Genomic DNA, 23071 nt, shown 5'->3' with positions numbered 1-23071 from the left:
CGAGCCATCGGAATTTCGATGGATCGCATCGCGTGGCCCATTGGTTCCGGCGGGCCCGCCGGGTCTAGCGTCGGCCGGGTGAGCGCCGCGGCGGGGTCGTCGTGGCGGGGACCGCACCACTGGAGGCACCCACCATGGCCGACATCCTGTTCGTCCTGACCGGCACGGACGTCTGGACACTGAACGACGGCACCAAGCACCCGACCGGCTTCTGGGCGGAGGAGGCCGTCGTTCCGTACCAGGCCCTGACCGCGGCCGGCCACCGGGTCACCGTCGCGACCCCGGGCGGGGTCGTGCCGGTCGCCGACCGGGCCAGCCTGACCGACCCGGCGATCGCCGCGGCGCTGGAGGAGATCGCCGAGTTCCGGCAGCCGCTCGTGCTGGCCGAGGTCGACCCGGCCGACTACGACGCCGTCTTCTACCCCGGCGGCCACGGCCCGATGGAGGACCTGGCGGTGGACGCCGACTCCGGCCGGCTGCTGACGAAGGCGCTGGCCTCGGGGCGTCCGCTCGGCGTGGTCTGCCACGGCCCGGCCGCGCTGCTCGCCGCCCGTACCGAGGACGGCGGTTCGCCGTTCGCCGGGTACCGGCTGACCGGCTTCACCAACGCCGAGGAGACCCAGGCCGGACTGGCGGACCGGGCGCCCTGGCTGCTCCAGGACCGGCTGGTCGCCCTCGGCGCGGACTTCGAGGAGGGCGAGCCCTGGGCGCCGCACTCGGTGGTCGACCGCAACCTGGTGACCGGCCAGAACCCGGCCTCCTCCGCCCTGGTGGCCACCGGGCTGCTGGAGCTGCTGAAGGCGTAGCGGCCGCGGCGCGGGCGCCCGTCGGGACGCCCGGGGACGGGACGACGGGGCGCCTCCTGCCGTCGGGTCTCCGCCGACGGAGGCCGTAGGCGGCGAGGGGCGGCCCGCCCGGATGGCGCGGGCGTCCTGCCAGGGGAGGCGGGTCCGCCCGGTGCCGGTGCCGGTGCCGGTGCTGGTGGCGGTGCCGGTGGCGGCGGCGTGGCAGGCTACCCGGGTAGCACCGCTGCCCGCGACCAGGAGCACTGCCATGGACCGACCCGCCGCCGACCGACCCGCCGACCGACCCTCCGCCCTCCGCCTCGACGCCACCGCCTCCGGGCACCCGGCGGGGATCCTGGACGCCGCCGAGCGGGCCGAACGCCGGGGCATGGACCGGCTGGTGGTGGCCGAGACCGCCTACGACCCCTTCCTCCAGCTCGCCCGCGCCGCCGACCGGACCACCGGGATCGAGCTGGCCACCGGCATCGCGGTGGCCTTCGCCCGCACCCCGATGACGCTGGCCTACCAGGCCTGGGGCCTGCACGCGGCCTCCGGCGGACGGGCCGTCATCGGGCTGGGCTCGCAGGTCAAGCCGCACATCGAGAAGCGCTTCGGGATGCCCTGGGACCGTCCGGCCGCCCGGATGCGCGAGTACGTCCACGCGGTGCGGGCGATCTGGCAGAGCTGGCAGACCGGTGAACGGCTGCGCTTCCGGGGCGAGTTCTACACCCACACGGTGATGACCCCGGTCTTCTCGCCCGACCCCGTCCCGGCCGGGGTGCCGCGGATCCTGCTCGCGGGCGTCGGGCCGCTGATGACCCGCACCGCCGGGGCGGTGGCCGACGGGTTCCTGAGCCACCCGTTCACCTCCACCGCGTACCTGACCGAGCAGGTGCTGCCCGGGCTGACCGAGGAGCGGGCGCGGGCCGAGGCGGAGGGCGCCGAGTGGACGCGCCGGCCGTTCGAGGTCGTCGGCAACGTGCTCACCGCCACCGGACGCACCGAGGAGGAGCTGGCGGCCAGTCGGGCCGCGACGCGTGAGCGGCTCGCCTTCTACGCCTCCACGCCGGCCTACCGCCCGGTGCTGGCGCAGCACGGCTGGGAGGGGCTGCAGGAGGAGCTGCACACCCACTCGGTGCGCGGGCGGTGGGCGGAGATGGCGGCGCTGATCGACGACGAGGTGTTCGACACCTTCGCGGTGTCCGGTTCAGTGGAGGAGGCCGCGGCGGAGATCCACCGCCGGTACGCGGGCCTGGTCACCCGGCTCTCGGTCAACCTGCCCGAGGACGCGGACCCTGAGCTGGGCCTGGACGTGCTGTCGGCGGTGCGCGCCCTGGGCTGACCGGGGATGACCACGGCCGGCCCTCGATGATCGATTCATTGTGTCGAACGGTCGAAGTGGATGGCCGTGCGGGCGAGGAATGATCAAGTCCGGGCAGATTCGGGCAACGGGTTTCCGGTGGCGAGTGCCGGCGGCAGGATCACGACGGCGGGACCGGCGGTGCCGTGAGGCAGGGCGCTCCGTTCCTGCCGGGCTCAGGGCCTGTCATGTCTTGGCCATGGCCATCCGTTCCCCGGCCACCGGTTCCACGGCCACCGCCGGGGCCTTTGCCGTCCGCTGCCGATCGAGGGGGTGCCCGCGTGTCCGTGTCCGACGAGCGTCCGGCCGACTACGACCTGGCGGAGAGCTGGGATCCCGTCGCAGCCGCCGAGGCCGATGCACTGGCCGACGAACTGCCTGATGAAGTGGCCGACGAGCTGGCCGACCTGGACGAGTTCCTGCGCGTCAGCGCCGAACTGACCGGCTTCGACGTGCCCGAGCTGCGCGCCACCGGCATGGCGGACGAGCACCACCGCACCGCGCTCGCCCACCGGGTCCGCGACGAGCACGCCCTCGTCCACCTCTGGTACGTCGGCGCCTGGCCCGGCGAGGCACCCAGCTCCGCCCGCGCCCACGACCAGGGCCTGGTCTGGCGCACCTTCCGGGCCACGCCGCCCGGCGCCGCCGCCCCCGGGCACGGCAGCTGGGCCGAGGCCCCCCGAGACGGGGCCACCCGAAGCGGGGCAGCCCTGGGCGGGGCGCCGCTGGGCGGGGCCGCCCTCGGAGGCGAGGCCCGATGAGCGCGCGCTGGGACGCCGTGGTGGTCGGCGCCGGGTTCGCCGGCACCCTGGTCGCCCACCAGCTCGGCGCGCAGGGCTGGCGCGTGCTCGTCCTGGAAGCCGGACGGCCCGCGCCCACCGGCGCCCAGACCTCCGCCGCCCACCGCGCGGCCGGCGGCGGACCGCCCACCTCGCCCTACCCGCACAGCCCCGACGCGCCGTCACCCGACGTCACCGACCTGACCGGCCTGCCGGACGGCGGCTTCACCGCCACCGGACACCTCGGCCAGTACGGTCCGCTGCCCTACGCCAGCGGCTACCTGCGCGCCAACGGCGGCACCGGCCTGCTCTGGACCGGGCTCGCCCCGCGCATGCACCCCGAGGACTTCCGCACCGGCGACCTCGGCCACGGCCGCAACTGGCCGATCGGCTACCACGACCTGGAGCCGCACTACCGCGCCGCCGAACGCGAACTCGGCGTCGCCGCCGACGCCGGGGAGCAGCGCGCCGCCGTCGGACTGCCCATCCCGGCCGACTACGACTTCCCGATGCGCGCCATCCCCGCCAGCTTCCTCGACCGGCAGCTGGCCGACGCGTTCGACGGCCGCACCGTCCGCGACCCCGCCGTGCCCGACCCCGCCCGGCTCGCCGTCACCGCCACCCCGCACGCCCGCAACGGCGTTCCGACCCGCGCCGCCTCCGTGCACGGACGGCCCGCCGGCGGACGGTCCGCCGAGGGACCGCTCACCGACGGACCGCTCACCGAGGGACCGCTCTGCGCGGGCAGCGCCGGCTGCGTCCCGGCCTGCCCGACCGGCGCCAAGTACACCCCGCTGCGCACCCAGGCCCGTTGGGCGGCCGGGGTCGAACTGCGCACCGAGGCCGTGGTCAGCCGGGTGCTCGCCGACCCGGAGACAGGGCGGGCCGAGGGGGTCGAGTACCTGGCGGGCGGCCGGGCCCACCGGGTGGTGGCGGACCTGGTGGTGCTCGCCGCGCACGCGATCGAGAACGCCCGGCTGCTGCTCCTGTCCGGCCTGGCCAACCGCAGCGACCAGGTCGGCCGCAACCTCATGGACCACCCGGCTCTGCTCACCTGGGGCCTGATGCCCCGCCCGGTCGGCCCCTACCGGGGGCCCGGCTCCACCAGCGGGCTGGAGGCCTTCCGCTTCGGCCCGGGCCGCGAGCGCCGGGCACCGTTCCGGATCGAGATCGGCAACTGGGGCTGGTCCTGGGCCGGCGGAGCACCGGAGGCGGAGGCCGCCGCGCTGCTCGCCGCCGGGCTGCGCGGCAAGGAACTGCGCGAGCGCCTCGGCGACCGGCTCGGCCGCCAGTTCTCGCTCCAGTTCGAACTGGAGCAGCCCGCCGACCCGGCCAACCGGGTCACCCTCGACCCGGACCGGCGCGACCCGCTCGGCCTCCCGGCACCGGCCGTCCGCTACGACCTCTCCGACTACGTACGCGAGGGCATGGCCTCCGCCCGGGCCGTCTCCGACCAGCTCTTCGCCCTGATCGGCGCCGAGGACCACACCGCCTACCCGGCGGCCGCCTGGCCGGGCCGGCTGGAACACCGGGGGGCCGTCCACGGCTACCGGGGCGCGGGCCACGCGGGCGGCACCCACCTGATGGGCGACTCGCCCGCCACCTCCGTGGTCGACCACTGGCAGCGCTGCTGGGACCACCCCAACCTGTACGCCGTCGGCTGCGGCTCGATGCCCTCGCTCGGCACCTCCAACCCCTCGCTCACCATGGCGGCGCTCGCCCTGCGCAGCGCCGGGCGGATGCACCGGGACCTGCTGGAGCTGAACCGCCCGGCAGCCGTGACACCCCCGGCCGCGTCCACCTCCCGCACCCCCGAACCCTCGCCCTCGGAGCACTCATGACCGGCCTGCCACTGCCGCCCGTACCGGAGCCGTACCACCTGCCCTTCCACTACGGCGCGCTGCACAACATCGGCGTCGACTACCTGGTCGACCGCGAGCGGGCGCGCGAGCTGCTCGGCAAGCGCCACCCCGGGCTGAAAGCCGCCGCCTTCGACGGCGGGGCCTGCGTGTCGCTCAACTACCAGCTCTACTTCGCCCAGTACCCGAACGGCGGCGGCATCACGCAGGAGCTGGAGATCAACCTGATCGCCCACCCGCTGTTCGCCGACGACCGCATCCCGGTGGTCAACTACGGCCAGTACGCCAGGGGTTACGACCAGACCAAGCTGCTGGGCATCGCCCGGCTGCACGTGCTCTGCGACAACCCGCTGGCCATCGACGCCGGACGCCGTCTCTACGCCGAGCCCAAGCACCCGGGCTGGTTCGAGAGCACCCTGCCCTCCCTCAACGCGCCCGCCGTGCGCGAACGCTGGTCCGTCTCCTGCCGTCGCGCCACCCTCGGGCCGGACGGGCTGCAGCGCCACGACGAGCAACTCCTCGCCCTGGACGTCAACCTGGTCGGCCTCACCCCCGAACCGGTCAACAACACCCCGATCACCGGCTACGGCACCGACGACGAGGGCAAGCTGCTCGCCGGCCCGCTCAACGTCTACCAGCCCTACCGCTACTACGCCCTGGACGACCGCACCGCCGAGCGCGTGCGCCTCGACCTCGGCAACCCCGCCGAGGAGTCCGCCCGCGACCTCGCCCACCTGATCGCCGACGCCCCGGCGGCCGGCGTCTGGACCTACCAGTCCCCACCGGTCGCCGCCCACAACCGGGCCTACTACGTCCGATGACGCCCCCCGGTCCCTGACCTGGCCCTGACCCGGCCGCGACCCGGCCCTGACCAGGCCGGCGGGAGCCGTCGCCGGGGCTCCCGCCGGCCTGTGACCCACCTCACACCTCGTTCCTGTCAGCAATCGAGGCGCTGCCCCGCTCAAGTCGCCGAGAGCACACGAGCAAGCGATCGAGCGAGCCGACAGGAGCACCTGATGAAGCACCGCATCGTCGTCCTCGGAGCCGGCTACGCCGGGTCCCACGTCGCCGGGAGCCTGGCCCGCCGACTGTCCCCGACGGACGTCCGGATCACCGTGGTCAACGCCGAGCCGGACTTCGTCCAGCGGCTGCGGATGCACCAGCTCGCGGCCGGCCAGGAGGTCGTGGCCCCGCGACTCGCCGAGGTCTTCGCGGGTACAGGGATCCGGCTGCGCCTCGCCCGGGTCACCGCGGTCGACCCCGAGCGCCGGGTCGTCACCGTGGCCGACACCGCCGTCGACACCGACACCGGCACCGATGGCGGTACCGACACCGGCACCGATGGCGGCACCGGCGCCGACGGCGATGGCGGCACCGGCAGCGGCGAGCTCGGCTACGACACGCTCGTCTACGCGCTCGGCAGCCATGTCGCCGACCACGGCGTGCCCGGCGTCACCGAGCACGCCTACGACGTCGCGGGCCGGCCCTCGGCGCTGCGCCTGCGCGAGCGCCTGGACGGCCTCGGCCGAGGGGGCGGTGGCGGGCGCGTGCTGGTCGTCGGCGACGGACTGACCGGCATCGAGACCGCCACCGAGATCGCCGAATCCCGGCCCGGCCTGTCGGTGACGCTGGTCGCCCGCGGCGAGCTGGGCGCCCGGCTCTCCGCCGGAGCCCGCGGCCACCTGCGCCGGGCCTGCGAACGGCTGGGCATCACCGTGGTGGAACACACCGCCGTCCAAGCCGTCGAGGCGGCGCGGGTGCTCTGTGCCGACGGCACGGTCCTGGCGTCCGACGTGACCGTGTGGACGGCAGGGTTCGCGGTCGGTCCCGTCGCGGCCGCCGCGGGGCTGGCGGTCACCGAGGACGGCCGGATCCTCGTCGACCACACCATGCGGTCGGTCTCGCACCCGGACGTGTACGCCGTCGGTGACAGCGTCCACGCCGTCGGCGACAACGGCCGGCCACTGCCGATGTCCTGCGCCTCGGCCGGCTTCACCGCCATGCGGGCCACGGCCGCGATCGTGGGACGCCTGACCGGCGGCAGGACCGCGAACACCAAGCTGGCGTACCCGGGCAACCACATCAGCCTCGGACGGCGGGACGGGATCCTGCAGACGGTCGACGGCGAAGGGCGGGCGAAGCCGACGTACACCGGTGGCCGGAAGGCCGCACGGATCAAGTCGGGCATCCTCAGGATGTCGCTGTGGGCCAACGCGCACCCCACCTTCGGCCTGCCCAAGCGCAAGCGGCGCCTGGCCGCGGTGCCGGCCGAGACACCGACCGCGGCGCCGACCGCAGGGCCGACCGCGGGGCCGACCGCGGGGCCGACCGCGGGGCCGACCGCAGGGCCGACCGCCCCCGCCCGTACCACGGCCGCGTAGCCACCTAGGGTGACCCACGTGGACGGCACCGCCATCGACCGCTTCGACACCAGCCGCTTCGAGGCCGGCCGGACCCGGCTGGCCTCGCTGGCGTACCGGCTGCTGGGCTCAGCCACCGACGCCGAGGACGCCGTCCAGGACGCGTTCCTGCGGTGGCAGGCCGCCGACCGGCAGCGGATCGAGGTGCCGGAGGCGTGGCTGACCAAGGTCGTCACCAACCTCTGCCTCGACCGGCTCCGCTCGGCACAGGCCCGCCGTGAGCGCTCCGTCGGCGCCTGGCTGCCCGAACCGCTCCTCGACGGCGACCCGATGCTCGGACCGGCCGACACCTTCGAGCAGCGCGAATCGGTGTCCCTCGCCGTACTGACCCTCATGGAACGCCTGCCTCCCCTTGAAAGGGCCGTCTACCTCCTGCGCGAAGCCTTCTCCTACCGCCACACCGAGATCGCCGAGATCCTCGGCATCACCGAGTCGGCGAGCCAGCAGCACCTCCACCGGGCCCGGCACCGCATCGCCGCCGGCCGCCGCGGCGGGGGCGAAGCCGACCCGGCCTCCGCCCGCCGGATCGTCGAGGAGTTCCTCGCCGCCGCCTCCTCGGGCCGCACCGAACGGCTGGTGGCGCTGCTCACCGACGACGCGACCGCGGTCTCCGACGCCAACGGCGCCGGCCCCGCCGAGACCTTGGTGCGGTACGACACCCCGCAGCGCATCGCCGCCATGGCCCGGGCCGGCTTCCGGCCCACACCCGCGAAACGACGCCTCGTCGGCGGCACATCCTCCCTTCACTACGCCGTCGTCAACGGCGCCCCCGCCATCCTGTTCACGCTCGGGGACCAGGTGATCGGCGCCGTGACCTTCGACCTCGCCGACGGCAGGATCGCCACCGTCCGCGGCATCGGCACCCCCGCCCGCCTCCGCCGCCTCACCGAAGCCTGGCGGCGGCACCGACCGGGCCCGCCGCTCATCGCCCGGTGGTGACTCCGGCGTCCCCGTGCCACCGCCGGCGCCACCTCACCCGCCGGCGCCGTCGGCGGGTGAGGTGCCCTCAGGGTGCCTGAAGCGGTGACGCCGGTGGGACCGGCCTGCCGACGAGCCGTTCAAGTGCCGCACTGCCGCAGTCGAACACCCGGGTCGGCTGCGAGGGGCCACCGACCGGTGAAGGCCGGGAGCCGGTCATCAACCGTGTCCGGACGAGCCACCCGCCCCGTGGGCCCGGGAGTCCGGGGGCGGCAGCGGGCCTGCTAGGGTCACGCCTCGACATGGACGAGACCGACCGGACGGATGACGTCGAGGCGCTGCGCCACCTGCACGACGGCGGGGACTACCGTCGGCTGGCGGAGCGGACGTCGAACCCCGACGTGCTGCGGCAACTGGCCCGGTGCGAGTACCCGTTCGTCTGGCACGCGATCGCCGGGAACGCGGCCGCGCCCGCCGAACTGCTCGCCTCGTTGTCCGTCCGGCGCCACAGCACCTGGAACGACAACTACCTGCTCGAGCTGATCGCCGCCCATCCCGCGTTCACCGGCGAGCCGTTGGGGCGGCTGGTCGACCTGGTGGCGGTGCGGCTGGGGGAGGGCGACCGCCCGTTCGCGGCCGTGCTGGAGCTGGCCCGCCGACCGGAGCTGACGGTCGAGCGGCTGAACTGGCTCGGGCACGTGCCCGGGGCGTCGACCCGGTTGCGCCGGGGGATCAGCCGGGCGCTGGCGGAGCGCCGTCAGCGGTGACCCCGGCCGTGGCGGTGACCGGTGCTGCGCCCGGTGCCGGTGCCGGTGGTGCCGCCGGTTCCGATGTCGATTCCGGTGCCGGATCCGGTTCCCGGGCCCGCGACCAGCGGCCGGCCAGGACCGTGCCGACCACCAGCTGGAGTTGGTGGTAGAGCATCAAGGGCAGCACCATCAGGCCCGCCTGCGGTCCGAACAGGACGGTGGCCATCGGCAGCCCGCCGGCCAGGCTCTTCTGCGACCCGCACAGCACTGCCGCGACGCGGGCCGACCGGTCGAGCCCCAGGAGCCGCGCGCCGAGCCCGGTGGCCGCCAGGGTGACCGCGAGCAGGGCGAGCAGGACCGTGAGGAGCCCGAGCAGGGCGCCGGGAGTGGCCAGCTGCCAGATGCCCTGGGCCACCGCCGCGCTGAACGCCGTGTAGACGACGAGCAGGATCGAACCGCGGTCCACCGGTGTCAGCACCCGTTTGTGACGGGCCAGGAGGCCGCCGATCCACGGGCGCAGCACCTGCCCGAGCAGGAAGGGCGCGAGCAGTTGGAGCCCGATCCGCAGCAGCCCGTCGGCGGACAGCTCGGTGTGCGAGCCCAGCAGCCAGGCCGACAGCAGCGGGGTGAGGAGCAGCCCCGCCAGGCTGGAGTAGGTGCCCGCGCAGATCGCCGCGGGGACGTCGCCCCAGGCGGCGCCGGTGAGCGCCACCGAGGACTGCACCGTCGAGGGCACCAGGCAGAGGAACAGCACCCCGGTCTGCAGTTGCGCGGTCAGGGGAACCGGCGTGAGCAGCGCCGTGGCCAGCCCGAGCAGCGGGAAGAGGACGAAGGTCGCGACCAGCACCAGCCCGTGCAGCCGCAGGTGGCGCAGCCCGGCAAGCGTCTCGCGGGTGGACAGCCGGGCGCCGTAGAGGAAGAACAGCAGCGCCACCGCGAGGTCGCAGGCGGCCTCGGCGATCCGCGCCGACCCGCCCGAGGCCGGGAACAGCGAGGCCAGGCCGACCGTCCCGGCCAATGCGGCCAAGTACGGATCGCACCGGCGCGGCAGCAGCCGACGGGCCCGCCGTGCCGGACGGTCGGTCATGGTGGTCATGTCGGTCACGGGCCGCCTCCCGCCACCGGGCGGAGCGCGGGCCCGAGCGACGGCGCCGCACCGAGCAGCCCGCCCACCAGCGATCCGGCGCCGTCGTGGTCGCTGCCCGCGGAGCCGCTGCCGTTCTGGAGATTGGCCGTGCGGTCGATCTCCAGCCAGGAGTCGGCGTTGGAGTTGTCCACGACCGTGATCAGGCTGCCGCCCGCCACCGCGGGCACGGCACCGCCCATGAGCAGCAGGGCGCAGGCGCAGGTGCCGACCAGCACCCGCAGCACGCCGGCCCGCCGGGCGGCGGCCGTCGGGGGCGGGGCGGGCCCGCGCTGCCCCGCCCTCACGCCGTCACCGCCGTGAGCCCGCGGGAGCGGGCGATGTTGCGCTCCAGCAGCTCGGTGGACTCCCGCACGCCGATCTGTCGGCTTTCCTCGGCGGACGCGGGCAGCCGCCCGTCGGCGACCTTCAGGCCGGCCAGCGCCTCGTCCATCGCCCGGTGCGCGGCGAACAGGCAGGGCGTGCTGTAGATGGCGACGTCCACCCCCAGCGACGTCAGCTCCGAGAGGGACAGCCGGGGCGACTTGCCGCCCGCGATCTGGTTGAACAGCAGCGGCTTGTCGCCGACCACCGCGCGGATCCGGCGGATCCACTCCTCGCTGCGCACGCCGTCGACCAGCACCACGTCGGCGTCGGTGGCGGCGAGCGCGCGGGCGCGGCGCAGGATGTCGTCCTCCTCGGTGGCGTCGGTGCGGGCGACCACCACGAGGTCCGTCCGGTTGGCGAGGACGAGCTCCAGCTTCTCCAGGTACTCCTCCAACGGGAGGACCTGCTTGCCGTCGGCGTGACCGCAGCGGCGCGGCCGCTTCTGGTCCTCCAGGATCACGCCCGAGGCGCCGATCCGTTCGAGTCGGCGCACGACGTGGCAGGCGACCTCGGGATCGACGTAGCCGTCGTCGATGTCGACCAGGAGGTGGTGGCCGGGGAACGCTCCGCGCAGCCGCTCGACGAAGGCGACCATGTCGGGCCAGGCGATGAAGCCGATGTCGGGCAGCCCGTAGTAGGAGGCCGCGAATCCGAAGCCGGAGACGAACATGCCGTTGTAGTGCTCGGCCGCGATCGAGGCCGAGTACATGTCGTAGACGCCGATCAGGGGCGTGGTGCCGGGGCCGGCGATCTCCGTGCGGAGCCGCTGCCCGGGGGTGTCCGTCGTCGTGGTGCCGTGGAACATGGCCTTCTCCTCGCCTGGGATGACTTTGCCTGAACTTGGTGATCACTAGACTAAACTGAGGTGCCATCATCATGCGGCCTTTAATGTTCCGTGGGCAAATCTTTAAAAGAGATTCCCCCGTTGGAGTGAGGGTGTGGAGAAAATCGGCACGTCGTAAAACAAGTTCATATGCCAAGCGCGCTGAAAGGGAAGGCGCGAGCCGGGCTCACCGGGAAGGCCGGTCGAACGGGAGCAGGGTGCCCGCGCGCTTCACCGTGCGGACGACGGGCGCCGTCTCGATGCTCCGGATCGCGTCCAGCGCCGCGACCCGGGTGGTCAGGTAGCGCGCGAGGTCCGGCGAGTCCCGGCAGTTGACGGCGGCGAGCAGATTGGTCGGCCCGGTGGTGTGGGCCACCAGCGAGACCTCCGGGTGGCCGGCCAGGGCGGCGGCCGTGGCGGCGAGCCGCGAGGGCCGGACGGACATCCACAGCCGGGCCTCGGTGCGGAAACCGAGCGCGGCGGGCGCCACGTCGACCAGGAAGGTCAGCACCCCGGCCCCGCGCAGGACGGCGAGCCGGCGCCGTACGGTCGACTCGGACCAGCCGGTCGCGGCGGCCAGCTCGGCGTGGCTCGCCCGCCCGTCCCGCGCCAGCAGGTCGAGCAGCGGACGGTCCGGCGGCTCCAGCGAGATCCGTACGGCCCCGGCGTCCCCGGCCCGGTCGACCGGCGGCGGGGCCAGCAGGGCGGCCTGCTCGGGGCCGAGCCGGGCGGGGCCGGCCCAACTGTTCGGCAGCGCATGGCTGTCGAGCAGCAGATGGGCGGAGACGTCGGTGATCCGGCCGGTCCGGGGCAGCTTGTGCAGCAGCAGCGCCTCGCTCTCGTCGGCGGTCGGGGTCTGGACGCTGCAGGAGATCTCGGTGCCGCCGGAGAGCAGGTGGACGTACGAGGTGTCCGTCCGGGCGGCCAGGGCTCCGGCGATGGCGGTCGCCGCGTCGGGTGTGCACCGCAGCCGTACGGTCCAGGCGTGGTAGCCCAGCAGGGAGCCGTTCAGGCCGCCCACGACACGGAGGGTCCCGGTGGAGCGGAGGCGGCGGTAGCGGCGGGCCGCGGTGTTCTCCGAGACGCCGAGGGCCTCGCCGATCAGGCGGAACGGAGCCCGCCCGTCGATCTGCAGGGCGTGCACCAGCCCGAGGTCGGTCTCGTCCAGGGTGACGGTATCCGTCTTCATGGGGCGCCAGTGTGCCAGTTCCCGCCGCATCCGGCGGCGTGCGTGGCGGGCGACGAACCCGGGACCGGACCGTGGGGACGTCCGGTCGAACCCGCCGCGTACGTCCGGCGGACAAGCGTTACGGAGGAAGTCCCGTGCACAAGTGGTGGCCGCTGGTGGCGGTCTGTCTAGGCGCCTTCATGTTCCTGCTCGACACGACGGTGCTGTCCGTCGCCCTGCCCGACATCGGGTCGTCCCTGTCCGCGCCACTGCCCGTGCTGTCGTGGGTGGTCGACGTCTACACCCTGGTGCTGGCGGTGCTGATGCTCGCGGCGGGCGCACTGGCGGACCGGTACGGGGCGCGCGCGGTGTACCTCGCCGGCCTGGCGGTGTTCGGCGCGGCCTCGCTGGCCTGCGGCCTGGCCCCGAACGCGGGTGCCCTGGTCGCCGCCCGCGGAGTGCAGGGCGTCGGTGGGGCGGCGATCGCGGTGACCACCTTCGCCCTGCTCGGCTCCGGCTACCGGGGGCCCGACCTCGGGAGGGCGATGGGAGTGTTCGGCGCGGTGACCGGGCTGGCCGCGGCGGTCGGCCCGGTGCTCGGCGGGGTCCTCACCCAGGAGGCCGGGTGGCGGGCGGTCTTCCTCCTCAACCTGCCGCTCGTCGTCGCCACCGCGGCGCTGTCCCGGCGGGTCCTGCCCGCCGGACGCCCGGGCGCGTACGTGAACGCGGGCGCCGGCATCCGCACCTTCCTGCCCGGCGCGCTCGCCTTCGCGCTATGCGCGGGCTCGCTCACCTACGCCCTCTCCTCGGCCGCGGCGGGACACCGGACCGCACCGGGCACCCTGGGCCCGACGGCCGTCGCGGCGCTCGCGCTGGGAGTCTTCGTCCGGGTCGAACTGCGCAGCCCTGCACCGCTGTTGGACCTGCGCCTGTTCGCCCGGGCGTCCTTCTCGGCGGTGCTGGCCTGCGTCGTCGCCGCCACGGCCGCCTTCGCGGCGCTCGTCTACACCTCGGTGTGGCTGCAGTCCGGCCTCGGCCTGGGGCCGGTGCGCGCCGGGCTCGCGCTGATGCCGCTCGCGCTGGCCTCCTTCGCCACCTCACTGCTCAGCGGCCGTCGGCTGCACGGCCGGTCGCCGCGCGCCGTCCTCGGCGCAGGCCTGCTGCTGAGCGGGATCGGCTGCGCACTGCAGGCCGGGCTGGACGCGCGCTCCTCCGCCTCCTCGCTGGCGCCCGGTCTGGTGCTGACCGGCATCGGCGTGGGGCTGCTGGGCCCGGCGATGGGCGCCGCGGTGTTCGCGGCGCTCCCGCCCGAGCGGGCCGGCGCGGCCGCCGGGGCGATGACGACCTTCCGCCAGCTGGGGCAGACCTTGGGGGTCGCGGTCTTCGGTGTGCTGTTCCAGTGGGGCGGTGCCGCGCCGTTCGAGGGCCTGAACCGGGTCCTGCTCGCCGCCGCGGCCACCGGGATCCTCGGTTCGGTGCTCGCCTACGCGTTCGCGCCGAAGTCGGCGCCCGTACCGCGCCCGTCCGCGCGCCCGGAGCCGGAGCCGGAGCCGACGCCGGGCCTGGAACCGGAACCGTGCCAGGAACCGAAGCGCACGCCGTCCCCGTCCGCCCCCGCCGAGCGACCGTAGGAACGGCCGGGCCAGGCGGAGACGGCCGGGTCGGGCGAGGACGGCCTGGTCAGGCGCTCGGCACCGGCGGCACCGCACGCCGCTCGCGCAGCGTCCTGAGCATCCGCCGGGTCGCCTTGGTGGCGACCGGGGGCAGCAGCTCCAGCGCCAGCCGGCGCGAGGCCGAGCGCTGGACCGGGGCCTTCACCCGGTAGTTGAGGCGCAGCACGCGCACCCCGGCGATGGTGTCCTCGTCCACGGTGTAGCCCTCGGCCTGCCAGTCCCGTTCCAGCAGGACCCGCCGGGCGGCCGCGACGTCGCCCCAGGTGCCGTAGAACTTCATCGGGGTGAGCAGGACGGGCCGCAGTCCGCCGGTGAAGACCGCCTCCCAGACCGCGGCCGAGACGCCCGGGGTGTGTTCGGAGCGGTAGTCGTCCAGGGCGACCAGGCCGTTCTCGGTGAGCGCGGCCCGGGCCACGGAGACGTCCCCGGCGACGTGCTCGTACAGGTGGGAGGCGTCGACGTGGACGAACCGGCAGCTGCCGGCCGGGATCCGGCCGTCGGCCAGCACCGAGGTGGGGGCCTGGACGATCTCCGGCAGCTCGCGGTGGAAGGCCAGGTAGTTGGCCTCGAAGGCGCTGCGGGTCAGCGTCTTCCGGTACGACATGTCCATCTCGGCGGCGTTGTCCTCGTCACCCGCCTCGGAGTCGAACAGGTCGCAGACCGTGAGCCGCTCGCCCGGCCGCAGGTGGTCGCCGAGCAGGACGGCGCTGCGGCCCAGGTAGCTGCCGAGTTCCAGGATGTCGCCGGTGACGCCGGCCGCGCTCTGGGCGGACAGCAGGTGCCCGAAGGCGGCCCGGTCGAGACTGAAGAACCAGCCGGGGATGTCGTCCCGCTTGAGCGGCACGGCGCTGACGGGCGCGGTCTCGGGCATGGGCACGGCGGCCTCCAGGGGGACGGCGGGGCGCGGTGGCGGATCACGCCGCGGAGGGGGGACGCCGAGGACGTGAGGCGGATCATCATAGCGACGCCGGGGCCTGCTGGAACCAGGTGTGAAGGACCGGATTCCGGTTGTTCGATCGACCGTTCGAGCCGGTCGGTCCGCCGGGCCCGCGTCCGGTGCGGGGTACGGGCCGGTCAGCGGTAGTCCTCCCATGGCTCCACCGTGTCCAGCACGGCCTCCGCCGCGTCCGGCCCGGCGGGGTCGAACGCGGCGGAGGCGCTCCCGGGGCCCCGATCGGACGGGGCGGCCGAGGTCAGTCGATGCGCCAGGCGAGGGCGTAGGGCTGGGCGAACTTGGTGATGCGGTGCGCGCGGACGACGATCTCGGCGTCGCCGGCCGGGATGCCGTCCCAGTGGACCTGCTCGACGTTGTTCGCGCGGTCGAAGCCGGGGCCGGTGCCCATGTTGCCGTGGCGCTCCGTGCCGCCGGCCCGGACGATCAGGTCGAGGTCGTTCTGCAGGCCGGCTCCGGGCGGGTCGGTCCAGACCAGGGTGATCTTCAGGGTGTGGCCGGCCTCCGGGACGGGGATGTGGAAGCCGCGTTCCTTGTCCTGCTCCAGCTCCGCCTCGTCGGCGAAGCCGGCCCGGCCGCCGTTGCCCGGGAGGACGACCGAGCGGGTGAGGTTGACGCGCCCGAACCCGGAGTTGTTGTTCGGGGACGCCCCGGCCTCGGTGGGCTGGTACTGGCCCGGCAGGTCCTCCGCGCCGTTGATCAGCATGGCCTTGAGCAGCGCGGCGCTCGGATCGGGCGTCCCGTTCTTCACCAGCGTCTCGCGCAGCACCGCGACGCAGCCCGCGACCAGCGGGGTGGCCATGCTGGTGCCGCTGTCGAAGAAGAAGGCGGGGTCGGAGCAGTCGCCGAAGAGGCTGCTCGGACCCGCGGCGCGTGAATGCGTGGAGAGGATCGAGGTGCCGGGGGCGACGACGTCCGGACAGATCCGGCCCTCCTGGGTCGGTCCTCTGCTGCTGAAGGCCGCCATCCCCTTCGGATTGGTCGCCTGCGGGTCGTCGTGGATCGGGCTGACGGGGAAGGACACCGAGCTCAACTGGCCGTAGGTGAGCGGGATGTGGGGGCGGCTGCTCTCGCTGGCGCCGACCGTGATGCAGTTCTTGGCCCCCGCCTGGCCGCTGACGGACGCCGGGTTGATGCGGCCGTTGCCGTCGCGGTCCTGGCCGCTGTTGCCGGCCGAGAAGCAGATGACGAAGTCCTTGTGGTCCCAGACCATCTGGTCGGCCTCGAAGGCGCTGCGGTCGTACGGCAGGCTCGGCTGGACCGGCCCCCAGGAGTTGGTGTGGATCCGTGCCCCGTCCTCCTGGAAGGGCGGCCCGAACAGGTCGGCCAGGTCGTCGGGGATTCCGCCGAGCCCGCCGTGGTCGTCCAGGAGCGACTGCAGGACCAGGGACGCCCCGGGGGCGGTTCCCTGGACGGTTTCGGCCATGGGGGCCGAGGAACCGTCGCCGAGCACGGAGCCCGACACATGGGTGCCGTGGCCCATCGGGTCGTCCGTCCGGTCGGGGCCGGTCCGGCCGAGGGCGGTCAGGCGCTTCACCCGGCCCTTGAACGCCGGGTGCACATCGGTCGTGGAGCCGACGTCGAAGCCGGTGTCGGCGATGGCCACGACCTGGCCCTCGCCCCGGAACGGCGTCCCGTTGAGCGAGACCCGGGCGCTCATCAACCCGGCGGCGACGCTGTTGTGCAAGCCCATCACCGGGACCTCCTCGACCTGCTGCACCTGGTCGATGGCCGCCAGCGCGGACAGGTCCCCCTCCCGAACCGTCATCCGGATCTTGCCCCGCTCCGGCCGGATGTCGCCGGCGTCGACCCCGGTGGCCGCGGCGATCCGCTGCCGGACGCCGTCCGCGCCCGCGTCGACGTCCTGGTGCAGGACGATGTCGACCGTACGGGTGCGCGAACCGGCCACCTCGACCGGATCGGCCAGGACGGCGAGGGCCGGCCGCATCCGCCCGGACCGCAACGAGGGCGCGACCTTGAAGCCCTTCAGGTACATATCGGCCCAGGCCACGAAGGGCAGTGCCCGGACGGCCGCCAGATCGGCGGGCCGGTAGCCGCACAGGTAGGTGCTCTCCGGCACGTACTCGTGGATCACCACGCCGAGCCGCGCCAGCTGCGCCTTCTCCTCGGCGGTGGGTACGTGGGTGGTCTGGACGAGCAGGTAGTCGGACGCGGAGGCGTCCTCGGACACCAGTGACGCGCGGGCCATCGCGGTGGACTGGGCCAGCGGATCGACGGTCACGCCGTTGATGGTGATTCGTGCCAAAACGGACTCCCGGGTCTCGCGGTGTGAAGGGGCGGACGCATCGTGTCACCGATCGGGTACGGACCGTGGCAGGCGAGGCCGCGTCCGTTCGTGCACGCCGTCCGGAAGGAGTGGCGGCCCGTCGAGGTGGACTCGGCGGGCCGGGTAGGGGAGTTCCTCCGGTTCGGGGCGGTCAGGGGGGCGCTCGTGGTGGTCGCGGGTCGGTGCCCCGCGGCGGATTCAGCAGCCGCTCTCCCCGCGCTCGTGGACCGGTGCGGTCCGCTGGGCCGGGAGGCCGGTGCGTTCGTTCTGCAGGTCCCACAACTCCCTGAACCGGCCCGCCTCGTCGGCCACCAGCTCGGCGAACGTGCCTTCCTGGAGGACCTTTCCGTCTTCGAGGACGACGATCCGGTCGGCGACGGCCACGTTGGTGAGCCGGTGGGTGACCAGGACGACCGCCCGCTCCCGCGCGACCGCCCGCAGGTTTTGGAAGATCCGGTGCTCGGCGCGAGGGTCGAGGGCGGCGGTCGGTTCGTCCAGGACGAGCAGCCCGGCCTCGCGGTGGAAGGCCCGGGCGATGGCCAGCCGCTGCCACTGGCCGCCGGACAGCTCCTCGCCGCCCATCCACTCCACCGCCAGCAGGGTGGACAGGCCCCGGCGGAGCTTGGCGACGACGTCGGCCGCCCCGGAGGCGTCGGCGGCGCGCAGCACCGCCGCGTCGCCCTCGGCGGTGGGCTGGCCCAGGGTGATGTTCTCGCGGCAGGTCAGGGGCCAGCGGGCGTAGTCCTGGGGCACGACGGCCACCTGGCGCCAGAGGGCGTGCGGGTCGAGGTCGCGGGTGTCCCGCCCGTCCCACCGCACCGCTCCGGCGTCGGGCAGGTAGAGCCCGGCCAGGAGCTTGGAGAGGGTGGTCTTGCCGGAGCCGTTCTCGCCCACCAGGGCCAGGATCTCGCCCCGTTCGACGTACAGGTTCACCCCGTCCAGCGCCTTGCGGTCGGAGGCGGGGTAGGCGTAGCCGAGGTTCTCCACCGCGATCCGGGCCGGGGCTTCGGGGGTCTCGGTGCCGCGCTCGGGCCGGTGGCCGCCGGCGGTGTCGAGGAAGTTCGACCAGTCGTCCAGGTACATGCCGGTGCGGAACAGGTCCGCGCCGTAGCCGACGATGCCGCGCAGGCTGCTGCCGACCGCGGTCAGCGCGAACACCGCGGCGCCGCCGCGCGGCAGGCTCATCCGGCCGGTGCTGACCAGCCACAGCATCGCCGCCCAGGCCAGGGCCGACCCGAGGCCGGAGGCGGCGGCGCCGATCACCGACACCCGGGCGCTCCGCATCGCCGCGCGCCGGGAGCTGACGTCGAGCCGCCGGCCGACCTGGTCGTACTTGGTGAGCAGGAACTCGCCCATGGTGTCCGAGCGGACCTGGTCGGCGTTGCGCTTGAGGTGGATGTACCAGCGCAGGTTCGCCATCACCCGCCGGTCGCCGATCGCGGCCCGGTTCGCCAGGAACTGCACCCGGGCGGCGTGCACCGACGCGATCCCCTGGGGCAGCGCCGCCAGGAGCAGCAGCGGGAGGAGGGCCGGGTGGAGCACGGTCAGCACGCCCGCGGCACCGAGGAGCGAGGCGAGGGAGGCGATCAGGTTCTGCGCCTCCCCGACGATGTCCACGCAGACCTCGGCGCCCCGGTCGGCCGCCTCCAGCTCGTCGTTGTAGCCGGCGTGGTCGTAGGCGGTCAGTTCGGCGGCCACGGTGGCGCGCAGCACCGCCGCCTCCGCCTCCCGGGAGATGCGCGGCGACAGGTGGATGGTGATGGTGCGGATCATGATGCTCAGCAGGGCGCGGGCGCCGGCCGCGGTCGCGATCACCAGGATCGACGGCGCCGCGTGGGCGAGCTTGTCGCCGGCCCGGCCCGGGCCGAACAGGGCCGAGATCGTACCGGTGGTCGCGAACAGGCCGGCCGCGCCGAGCACCGCGGACACCGCCTGACAGGTCAGCAGCAGCGCGACGGAGGTGCGGTCGATGCGCCAGCCGAGGCGGAAGGCGCGGACGACCAGCGCGGGCAGGCGGCGGGCCATCGCGCTGACGCTGATCGCCTCGATGGTCTCGATGCGGCGGCCGTCGGCCAGCCACCGCAGTTCCTCGTCGGCGCCCTCGGCCGGCGCCGTCGCGGTGCTCAAGCCCTCGCCTCCGTCCGCGGTGCGCGGGCCGGCCGGGCCTCCGGGGCGGGTGGGACGTGCATCGTGGGGGCGGGGGAACAGGCCATGGATCCTCCAGGCGTGGAGCGGTGCACGGACGCGCCGGAGCATGGGCGCGCGTGCGGGCGTGCGGGGGTGCGGCCGGGCCGGCGGGAGAGCCCCAAGTCGGCTTCCCTCAGGGCCAGTTGGCGGGGATCGTCGTGGGTGGGTGGCGTCCGATGATGGTGCTGTTCGAGCGCACCGTTCAAGCGGATTTCCTCCGGGCGAGCCCGGGTCGAACCGGTGCTTTTCGAGCACCTCCCGGGCGCGGCCCGGAGCCCGTCGGCCGCTCGCGCAGGAGATCGGTGAGGGCGCCGGAACCCAGTGCGCAGGCGGCGAGCGCCTGTTCGAACCCGGTCGCCCGGCCTGCTTCGAGGGGGTCGCGGACGCCGCGTCGGGGGAGGAGCACGCGCAGTGCGCAACCGTCCCCGGATTCACCCGATCGGCTGGTCAGGTGCCCGAGCGGGTTTCATGGGTCACGGCGGTCCTCGGCCGCCGGGGGAGTCCGGCCGGACGGCGGGGACCGCACCGGGTCGGGCCTTCGCCCGCGCTGGTCGTCCCGGCGTAGGCTCTCGGCTGATCGCAGTCGCCAAGAGAGGTAGAGATGGGCCAGAAGATCATCCGGTTCTCGGACCTGACCGGTACCCACGTGGAGAACGACGAGGACCTGGTGCGCGTCGTGGTGCGCCGCCACCCCGACCTGGCGGACGGCCCGGTCGAGATCGAGGCGCTCGCCGGCGAGCTGACCGCGGTGGAGGAGCTGGCGCTCGACCTGGTGACGGTCGAGCTGCACTACCCGGACGCCGACGAGCCGGAGACGGTCGTCATGGAGGCCGAGGCGTTCAACCGGCTGGCCTCCGCCGCCCCGATGGCCGAGGTGCTGCGCGGCGCCAAGCGGGTCGCCCCGGCGGTCCCCGGCCAGGCGGCGGCGCCCGCCGGGGCCAAGGAGAAGGTCAACTACGCCAGCCTGGAGCACGCCGGGAGGCCGCACAAGGGCCGCACCACCGACGCCGAGAAGCAGCTCGTCCAGCAGCACCTGGACGCGATCAACGAGCGGCTGGCCGCCGCGGGCATCCGCACGATCGACCTGGACAACCCGGAGCACGTGGCCCGGTACGGCCTGGAGCCGCTGGCCCGCGAGCGCGGCGTCCTGCTCGGCTGACCTCCCGGAACCGTCGCGGACGTCGCGTCGGCGGCACCCGCGAGGGGCCGGTGTTCCCCGTGCTCGTGACGATCACTAAGGTCTTGAAACCGTGAGCATGCGTGGATCCGGTGAAGACCAGTGGGAAGACTTCGTCAAGGAGTTCGAGAAGGAGAAGGCGGCGGGAGGGGGGAGCGCCGCGGCCGCCGAACAGGCGCCGCAGCCGGAGCGAGGGCGCTCGGGGCGTCGGCTGCTGCTTCCGGTGGCCGCCGCTCTGCTGGTAGTCGCGGGCGCGGCGGCGTACGCGCTCCGGCCGTCGGACCAGGCACCGGCCGCCGCGCCCGCCGCATCCGGCACCGCAGCCCCGGCCCCGGCGACCCAGCCGATCCCCGCCGCGCCCGCGGCGTCCGGCACCCCGGCCTCGGCGACGGAGACGGCGATGGCGGCGGCGGCCTCGCCGTCGGCGTTCCCGCTGTCCGTCCTCCCGGGGCAGGTGCAGGGGTACACGCTGGTGGCGGGCGTGGCGCGCACGAGCTGCACCGGCCCGGACACCGTGGCGCCCACACTCGCCGGATTGATCACCCAGGGCCACGGCTGTCTCGGCGTCAACCTGGCGCTGTACAAGGACGCCGAGGGCAACCAGTACAACGTGGCGCTGTTCACGATGGCGGACCAGGGCGACGGCGTGCACCTGGTGACCTTCCTCGCCTCCCACCCCGAGTCCTTCCAGGTCGCCGTCCACGTCCCGCCCACGGACTCGGGCCTGCGCCGCTTGCCGGCCGACCACGGGCGGGTGCAGGATTTCGCGGCCCACGGGCACGGCATGATCGTCGGTTCGGCCCAGTGGTCCGACGGCCGGACCGCGGACCTCGACAAGCTGTCCGAGCGGCTCACGCCGCTGACCGAGGCCGTCCTCAAGAACGTCCCGGCCTGACGGAACGTCCGGTCCGGCCGTGGTCCTTCGCCGCGGGCGTGGCGGAGGACCACGAGGACGGTCGCGCCGTTCGACGCAACGGGCATGGAACGGGGCGACGTCCGTCAGGGTGTCGTCGAGGTCGTCGGGGCCGGGCAGTCGTGGAGGCCGTCCGGCAGCCCCATGACGTTCAGGACGGGTTCCACGCCCGGGGCGACCCCGGAGAAGGCGAAGGTCGCTCCGCTGGGCAGGGCGGTGAGGGCGCACTGGTCGTCGAAGGTGAGGGACGGGTCGGGCCGCCAGGGGCAGCCGGCCGCGTCGAGGGCGCGTGTGACGTCCTGGTGGGTGAGGGAGCCAGGGAAGCCCCGCGGCTCTCCGGAACTGAGGGAGGGCAGTTCGATCACGTCGCGCCAGGTCTGGACGCAGACGAGAACGATCCTGCGGCAGTGGCAGACACTGAGTTCGAGATCGCCGTACGCAACGAGCCGGGGCCACTCCCACGGCCCCGTCAGCGTTCCGGTCCAGGGGTCACCGAAGGACGCGGTCACCTCGGCCCAGTCGGCGCCGGTGGCCACGGGGCCCCAGCGCCCGGTCTCCGCCAGTTCGGTCAGGATGTCGAGGATTGCCATGACGCGGATCATGGCAGTCGGCTCGGGCCTGCGGCCAGCGGGTTCGGGGCGCGGCGTCACGGGAGGACCGGCCTCCCCGCAGCGCCGCGCCCCGCCACCGTCCTCGTCGCACCGGGGCCCCGGGGCGCGCGGGAGCGTCAGGCGCCGGTGGGCGTCACCACGCACTGGTCGTCGGGGACGACCTCGAGGTACTTCTCGTCGATGAGGACGTTGATCTTGTAGTCCTTGTCGCCGAGCTCCTGGGGCTTGAGCGCCTTGTCGAGCCACTCCTGGATGCCGCCGCCGGGCATCCCGTAGAAGGCCGCGACGTGCCCCCGCCACACGTCGAACGGCTTCAGGGTGTTCAGGCAGTGGTAGGCCTTGCCGTCGGTGTCGGGGTTGAGCGCGTCCGGGGTCACTGCGAGCTGGGTGAACGGAGTGCCGGGGTCGGCGAGGTAGCCGCCCTTGAGCGCGCCGAAGCGGTCCAGCCTGGTGCCGACCGGCACGGTCCACCGGGTCCGGTTCACCTGGCCGTTGAGCCGCTGGAAGCCGCGGTCGGGTGCGAACAGCCAGTTGCCCGTGGTGGAGTCGGCGTACAGCTTCACGAAGTTCGTGGCACTGAGCCCGCCGAACCGCTGGTACCCCCGCAGCAGGGTGGCGACCGGCTCGGTGTTGGGCAGGGCGGCCGGGCCGAGTCGGGGGTCCTGGCAGTAGTACTGCTCCGGGTGCTCGACCGGCGGGACCGTCCGGGTCGGGCAGTCGTCGGGGAGGACCGCCCGGACGCTCCGGGGCTGGGCGACGGCGTTCCCGGCGGCCGCGACGCCGGTCATCGGCAGGGCACAGGCGAGGGAGACGACGAACATCGAGCGAAGGCGCATGCTGCGCTCCGTTCCGTGAGGCGATGGAGCAAGGGTCATCACGGAAAGTAGTGGATGGTGTGCG

At 74.3% G+C, this 23071-nt stretch carries 20 protein-coding genes; 11 read left to right on the top strand and 9 right to left on the bottom strand.

All coding sequences use genetic code 11. The features are described from left to right. The first annotated feature begins 134 nt into the window (after window positions 1-134). The 8 genes from ACYP53_RS22635 (at window position 135) to ACYP53_RS22600 (ending at window position 8888) form a co-directional block, all read left to right on the top strand. On the top strand, window positions 135-806 hold the full coding sequence (locus ACYP53_RS22635) for a type 1 glutamine amidotransferase domain-containing protein (protein WP_459648731.1): 672 nt from the start codon (window positions 135-137) through the stop codon (window positions 804-806). Window positions 807-1053: 247 nt separating this feature from the next. Then, window positions 1054-2127 carry a TIGR03617 family F420-dependent LLM class oxidoreductase gene (locus ACYP53_RS22630; protein WP_459648730.1) on the top strand — a complete coding sequence of 358 codons (1074 nt, stop codon included), beginning with the start codon at window positions 1054-1056 and terminating at the stop codon, window positions 2125-2127. A 299-nt stretch (window positions 2128-2426) separates the two neighbouring features. Further along, window positions 2427-2906: a hypothetical protein gene (locus ACYP53_RS22625; protein WP_189918654.1), complete on the top strand. Its 480-nt coding sequence runs from the start codon at window positions 2427-2429 to the stop codon at window positions 2904-2906. Next, complete coding sequence (locus tag ACYP53_RS22620) at window positions 2903-4765, top strand: GMC family oxidoreductase (protein ID WP_459648729.1); 1863 nt, start codon at window positions 2903-2905, stop codon at window positions 4763-4765. Before ACYP53_RS22625 ends, ACYP53_RS22620 begins: the two co-directional genes overlap by 4 nt. After that, window positions 4762-5604, top strand: a complete 843-nt coding sequence (locus ACYP53_RS22615; RefSeq protein ID WP_459648728.1) for a hypothetical protein — start codon at window positions 4762-4764, stop codon at window positions 5602-5604. Before ACYP53_RS22620 ends, ACYP53_RS22615 begins: the two co-directional genes overlap by 4 nt. A gap of 195 nt (window positions 5605-5799) precedes the next feature. Beyond that, window positions 5800-7164 (top strand): FAD-dependent oxidoreductase, encoded by a 1365-nt coding sequence (locus tag ACYP53_RS22610; protein ID WP_459648727.1) that lies wholly within the window; start codon window positions 5800-5802, stop codon window positions 7162-7164. A gap of 18 nt (window positions 7165-7182) precedes the next feature. Then, complete coding sequence (locus ACYP53_RS22605; RefSeq protein WP_459648726.1) at window positions 7183-8142, top strand: sigma-70 family RNA polymerase sigma factor; 960 nt, start codon at window positions 7183-7185, stop codon at window positions 8140-8142. A 281-nt stretch (window positions 8143-8423) separates the two neighbouring features. Further along, on the top strand, window positions 8424-8888 hold the full coding sequence (locus ACYP53_RS22600; RefSeq protein ID WP_229928764.1) for a hypothetical protein: 465 nt from the start codon (window positions 8424-8426) through the stop codon (window positions 8886-8888). On the opposite strand, the gene ACYP53_RS22595 is transcribed toward ACYP53_RS22600, so the two are convergent. The 4 genes from ACYP53_RS22595 to ACYP53_RS22580 form a co-directional block, all read right to left on the bottom strand. Continuing rightward, complete coding sequence (locus ACYP53_RS22595) at window positions 8854-9966, bottom strand: bile acid:sodium symporter family protein (RefSeq protein ID WP_459649811.1); 1113 nt, start codon at window positions 9964-9966, stop codon at window positions 8854-8856. The genes ACYP53_RS22600 and ACYP53_RS22595 overlap by 35 nt on opposite strands. Before the next feature lie 5 nt (window positions 9967-9971). After that, the gene (locus tag ACYP53_RS22590; protein ID WP_459648725.1) at window positions 9972-10301 is read right to left on the bottom strand and encodes a hypothetical protein; all 330 of its coding nucleotides are present in this window, start codon (window positions 10299-10301) and stop codon (window positions 9972-9974) included. Beyond that, a complete protein-coding gene (locus ACYP53_RS22585; RefSeq protein ID WP_189918645.1) occupies window positions 10298-11185 on the bottom strand; it encodes an isocitrate lyase/PEP mutase family protein in 888 nt (295 codons plus the stop codon). The genes ACYP53_RS22590 and ACYP53_RS22585 overlap by 4 nt, the downstream gene beginning before the upstream one ends. A gap of 205 nt (window positions 11186-11390) precedes the next feature. Next, entirely contained in the window at window positions 11391-12392 is a 1002-nt protein-coding gene (locus ACYP53_RS22580; RefSeq protein ID WP_459648724.1) for an Lrp/AsnC family transcriptional regulator, read from the bottom strand. Between the two features lie 134 nt (window positions 12393-12526). On the opposite strand from ACYP53_RS22580, the gene ACYP53_RS22575 reads away from it, so the two are divergent. Further along, window positions 12527-14002 carry an MFS transporter gene (locus ACYP53_RS22575; RefSeq protein WP_459648723.1) on the top strand — a complete coding sequence of 492 codons (1476 nt, stop codon included), beginning with the start codon at window positions 12527-12529 and terminating at the stop codon, window positions 14000-14002. A gap of 49 nt (window positions 14003-14051) precedes the next feature. Here ACYP53_RS22575 and ACYP53_RS22570 read toward each other — a convergent pair whose 3' ends face one another. The 3 genes from ACYP53_RS22570 to ACYP53_RS22560 all read right to left on the bottom strand — a co-directional run bounded on the left by ACYP53_RS22570 (window position 14052) and on the right by ACYP53_RS22560 (window position 19539). After that, window positions 14052-14915 carry a class I SAM-dependent methyltransferase gene (locus ACYP53_RS22570; protein WP_459649810.1) on the bottom strand — a complete coding sequence of 288 codons (864 nt, stop codon included), beginning with the start codon at window positions 14913-14915 and terminating at the stop codon, window positions 14052-14054. Between the two features lie 322 nt (window positions 14916-15237). Then, complete coding sequence (locus tag ACYP53_RS22565; protein ID WP_459648722.1) at window positions 15238-17262, bottom strand: S8 family serine peptidase; 2025 nt, start codon at window positions 17260-17262, stop codon at window positions 15238-15240. A gap of 219 nt (window positions 17263-17481) precedes the next feature. Next, window positions 17482-19539 (bottom strand): ABC transporter ATP-binding protein, encoded by a 2058-nt coding sequence (locus ACYP53_RS22560; RefSeq protein WP_459648721.1) that lies wholly within the window; start codon window positions 19537-19539, stop codon window positions 17482-17484. Between the two features lie 532 nt (window positions 19540-20071). Here ACYP53_RS22560 and ACYP53_RS22555 point away from each other — a divergent pair. Continuing rightward, window positions 20072-20629: a hypothetical protein gene (locus ACYP53_RS22555; protein ID WP_189918635.1), complete on the top strand. Its 558-nt coding sequence runs from the start codon at window positions 20072-20074 to the stop codon at window positions 20627-20629. A 91-nt stretch (window positions 20630-20720) separates the two neighbouring features. Continuing rightward, window positions 20721-21542, top strand: coding sequence for a hypothetical protein (locus ACYP53_RS22550; protein ID WP_459648720.1), 822 nt, complete (start codon window positions 20721-20723; stop codon window positions 21540-21542). A gap of 104 nt (window positions 21543-21646) precedes the next feature. Here the strand turns inward: ACYP53_RS22550 and ACYP53_RS22545 are convergent, their stop codons facing one another. Then, on the bottom strand, window positions 21647-22150 hold the full coding sequence (locus tag ACYP53_RS22545; protein ID WP_459648719.1) for a hypothetical protein: 504 nt from the start codon (window positions 22148-22150) through the stop codon (window positions 21647-21649). A 137-nt stretch (window positions 22151-22287) separates the two neighbouring features. Continuing rightward, window positions 22288-23007, bottom strand: a complete 720-nt coding sequence (locus tag ACYP53_RS22540) for a TNT domain-containing protein (RefSeq protein ID WP_459648718.1) — start codon at window positions 23005-23007, stop codon at window positions 22288-22290. Between the last annotated feature and the right edge of the window lie 64 nt (window positions 23008-23071).

This window comes from Kitasatospora sp. Ki12, from assembly GCF_054601375.1.
The sequence above is the reverse complement of the archived record's forward strand: the minus strand, read 5'-3'. Positions and strand labels throughout refer to the sequence as shown.

Excerpts from the sequence above, each read along its gene's own strand:
- ACYP53_RS22600 (WP_229928764.1), top strand. The coding sequence starts at position 8,424 with ATGGACGAGACCGACCGGACGGATGACGTCGAGGCGCTGCGCCACCTG.
- ACYP53_RS22595 (WP_459649811.1), bottom strand. The coding sequence starts at position 9,966 with ATGACCACCATGACCGACCGTCCGGCACGGCGGGCCCGTCGGCTGCTG.
- ACYP53_RS22585 (WP_189918645.1), bottom strand. The coding sequence starts at position 11,185 with ATGTTCCACGGCACCACGACGACGGACACCCCCGGGCAGCGGCTCCGC.
- ACYP53_RS22630 (WP_459648730.1), top strand. The coding sequence starts at position 1,054 with ATGGACCGACCCGCCGCCGACCGACCCGCCGACCGACCCTCCGCCCTC.
- ACYP53_RS22635 (WP_459648731.1), top strand. The coding sequence starts at position 135 with ATGGCCGACATCCTGTTCGTCCTGACCGGCACGGACGTCTGGACACTG.
- ACYP53_RS22580 (WP_459648724.1), bottom strand. The coding sequence starts at position 12,392 with ATGAAGACGGATACCGTCACCCTGGACGAGACCGACCTCGGGCTGGTG.
- ACYP53_RS22545 (WP_459648719.1), bottom strand. The coding sequence starts at position 22,150 with ATGGCAATCCTCGACATCCTGACCGAACTGGCGGAGACCGGGCGCTGG.
- ACYP53_RS22555 (WP_189918635.1), top strand. The coding sequence starts at position 20,072 with ATGGGCCAGAAGATCATCCGGTTCTCGGACCTGACCGGTACCCACGTG.
- ACYP53_RS22620 (WP_459648729.1), top strand. The coding sequence starts at position 2,903 with ATGAGCGCGCGCTGGGACGCCGTGGTGGTCGGCGCCGGGTTCGCCGGC.
- ACYP53_RS22540 (WP_459648718.1), bottom strand. The coding sequence starts at position 23,007 with ATGCGCCTTCGCTCGATGTTCGTCGTCTCCCTCGCCTGTGCCCTGCCG.
- ACYP53_RS22615 (WP_459648728.1), top strand. The coding sequence starts at position 4,762 with ATGACCGGCCTGCCACTGCCGCCCGTACCGGAGCCGTACCACCTGCCC.
- ACYP53_RS22560 (WP_459648721.1), bottom strand. The coding sequence starts at position 19,539 with ATGCTCCGGCGCGTCCGTGCACCGCTCCACGCCTGGAGGATCCATGGC.
- ACYP53_RS22610 (WP_459648727.1), top strand. The coding sequence starts at position 5,800 with ATGAAGCACCGCATCGTCGTCCTCGGAGCCGGCTACGCCGGGTCCCAC.
- ACYP53_RS22570 (WP_459649810.1), bottom strand. The coding sequence starts at position 14,915 with ATGCCCGAGACCGCGCCCGTCAGCGCCGTGCCGCTCAAGCGGGACGAC.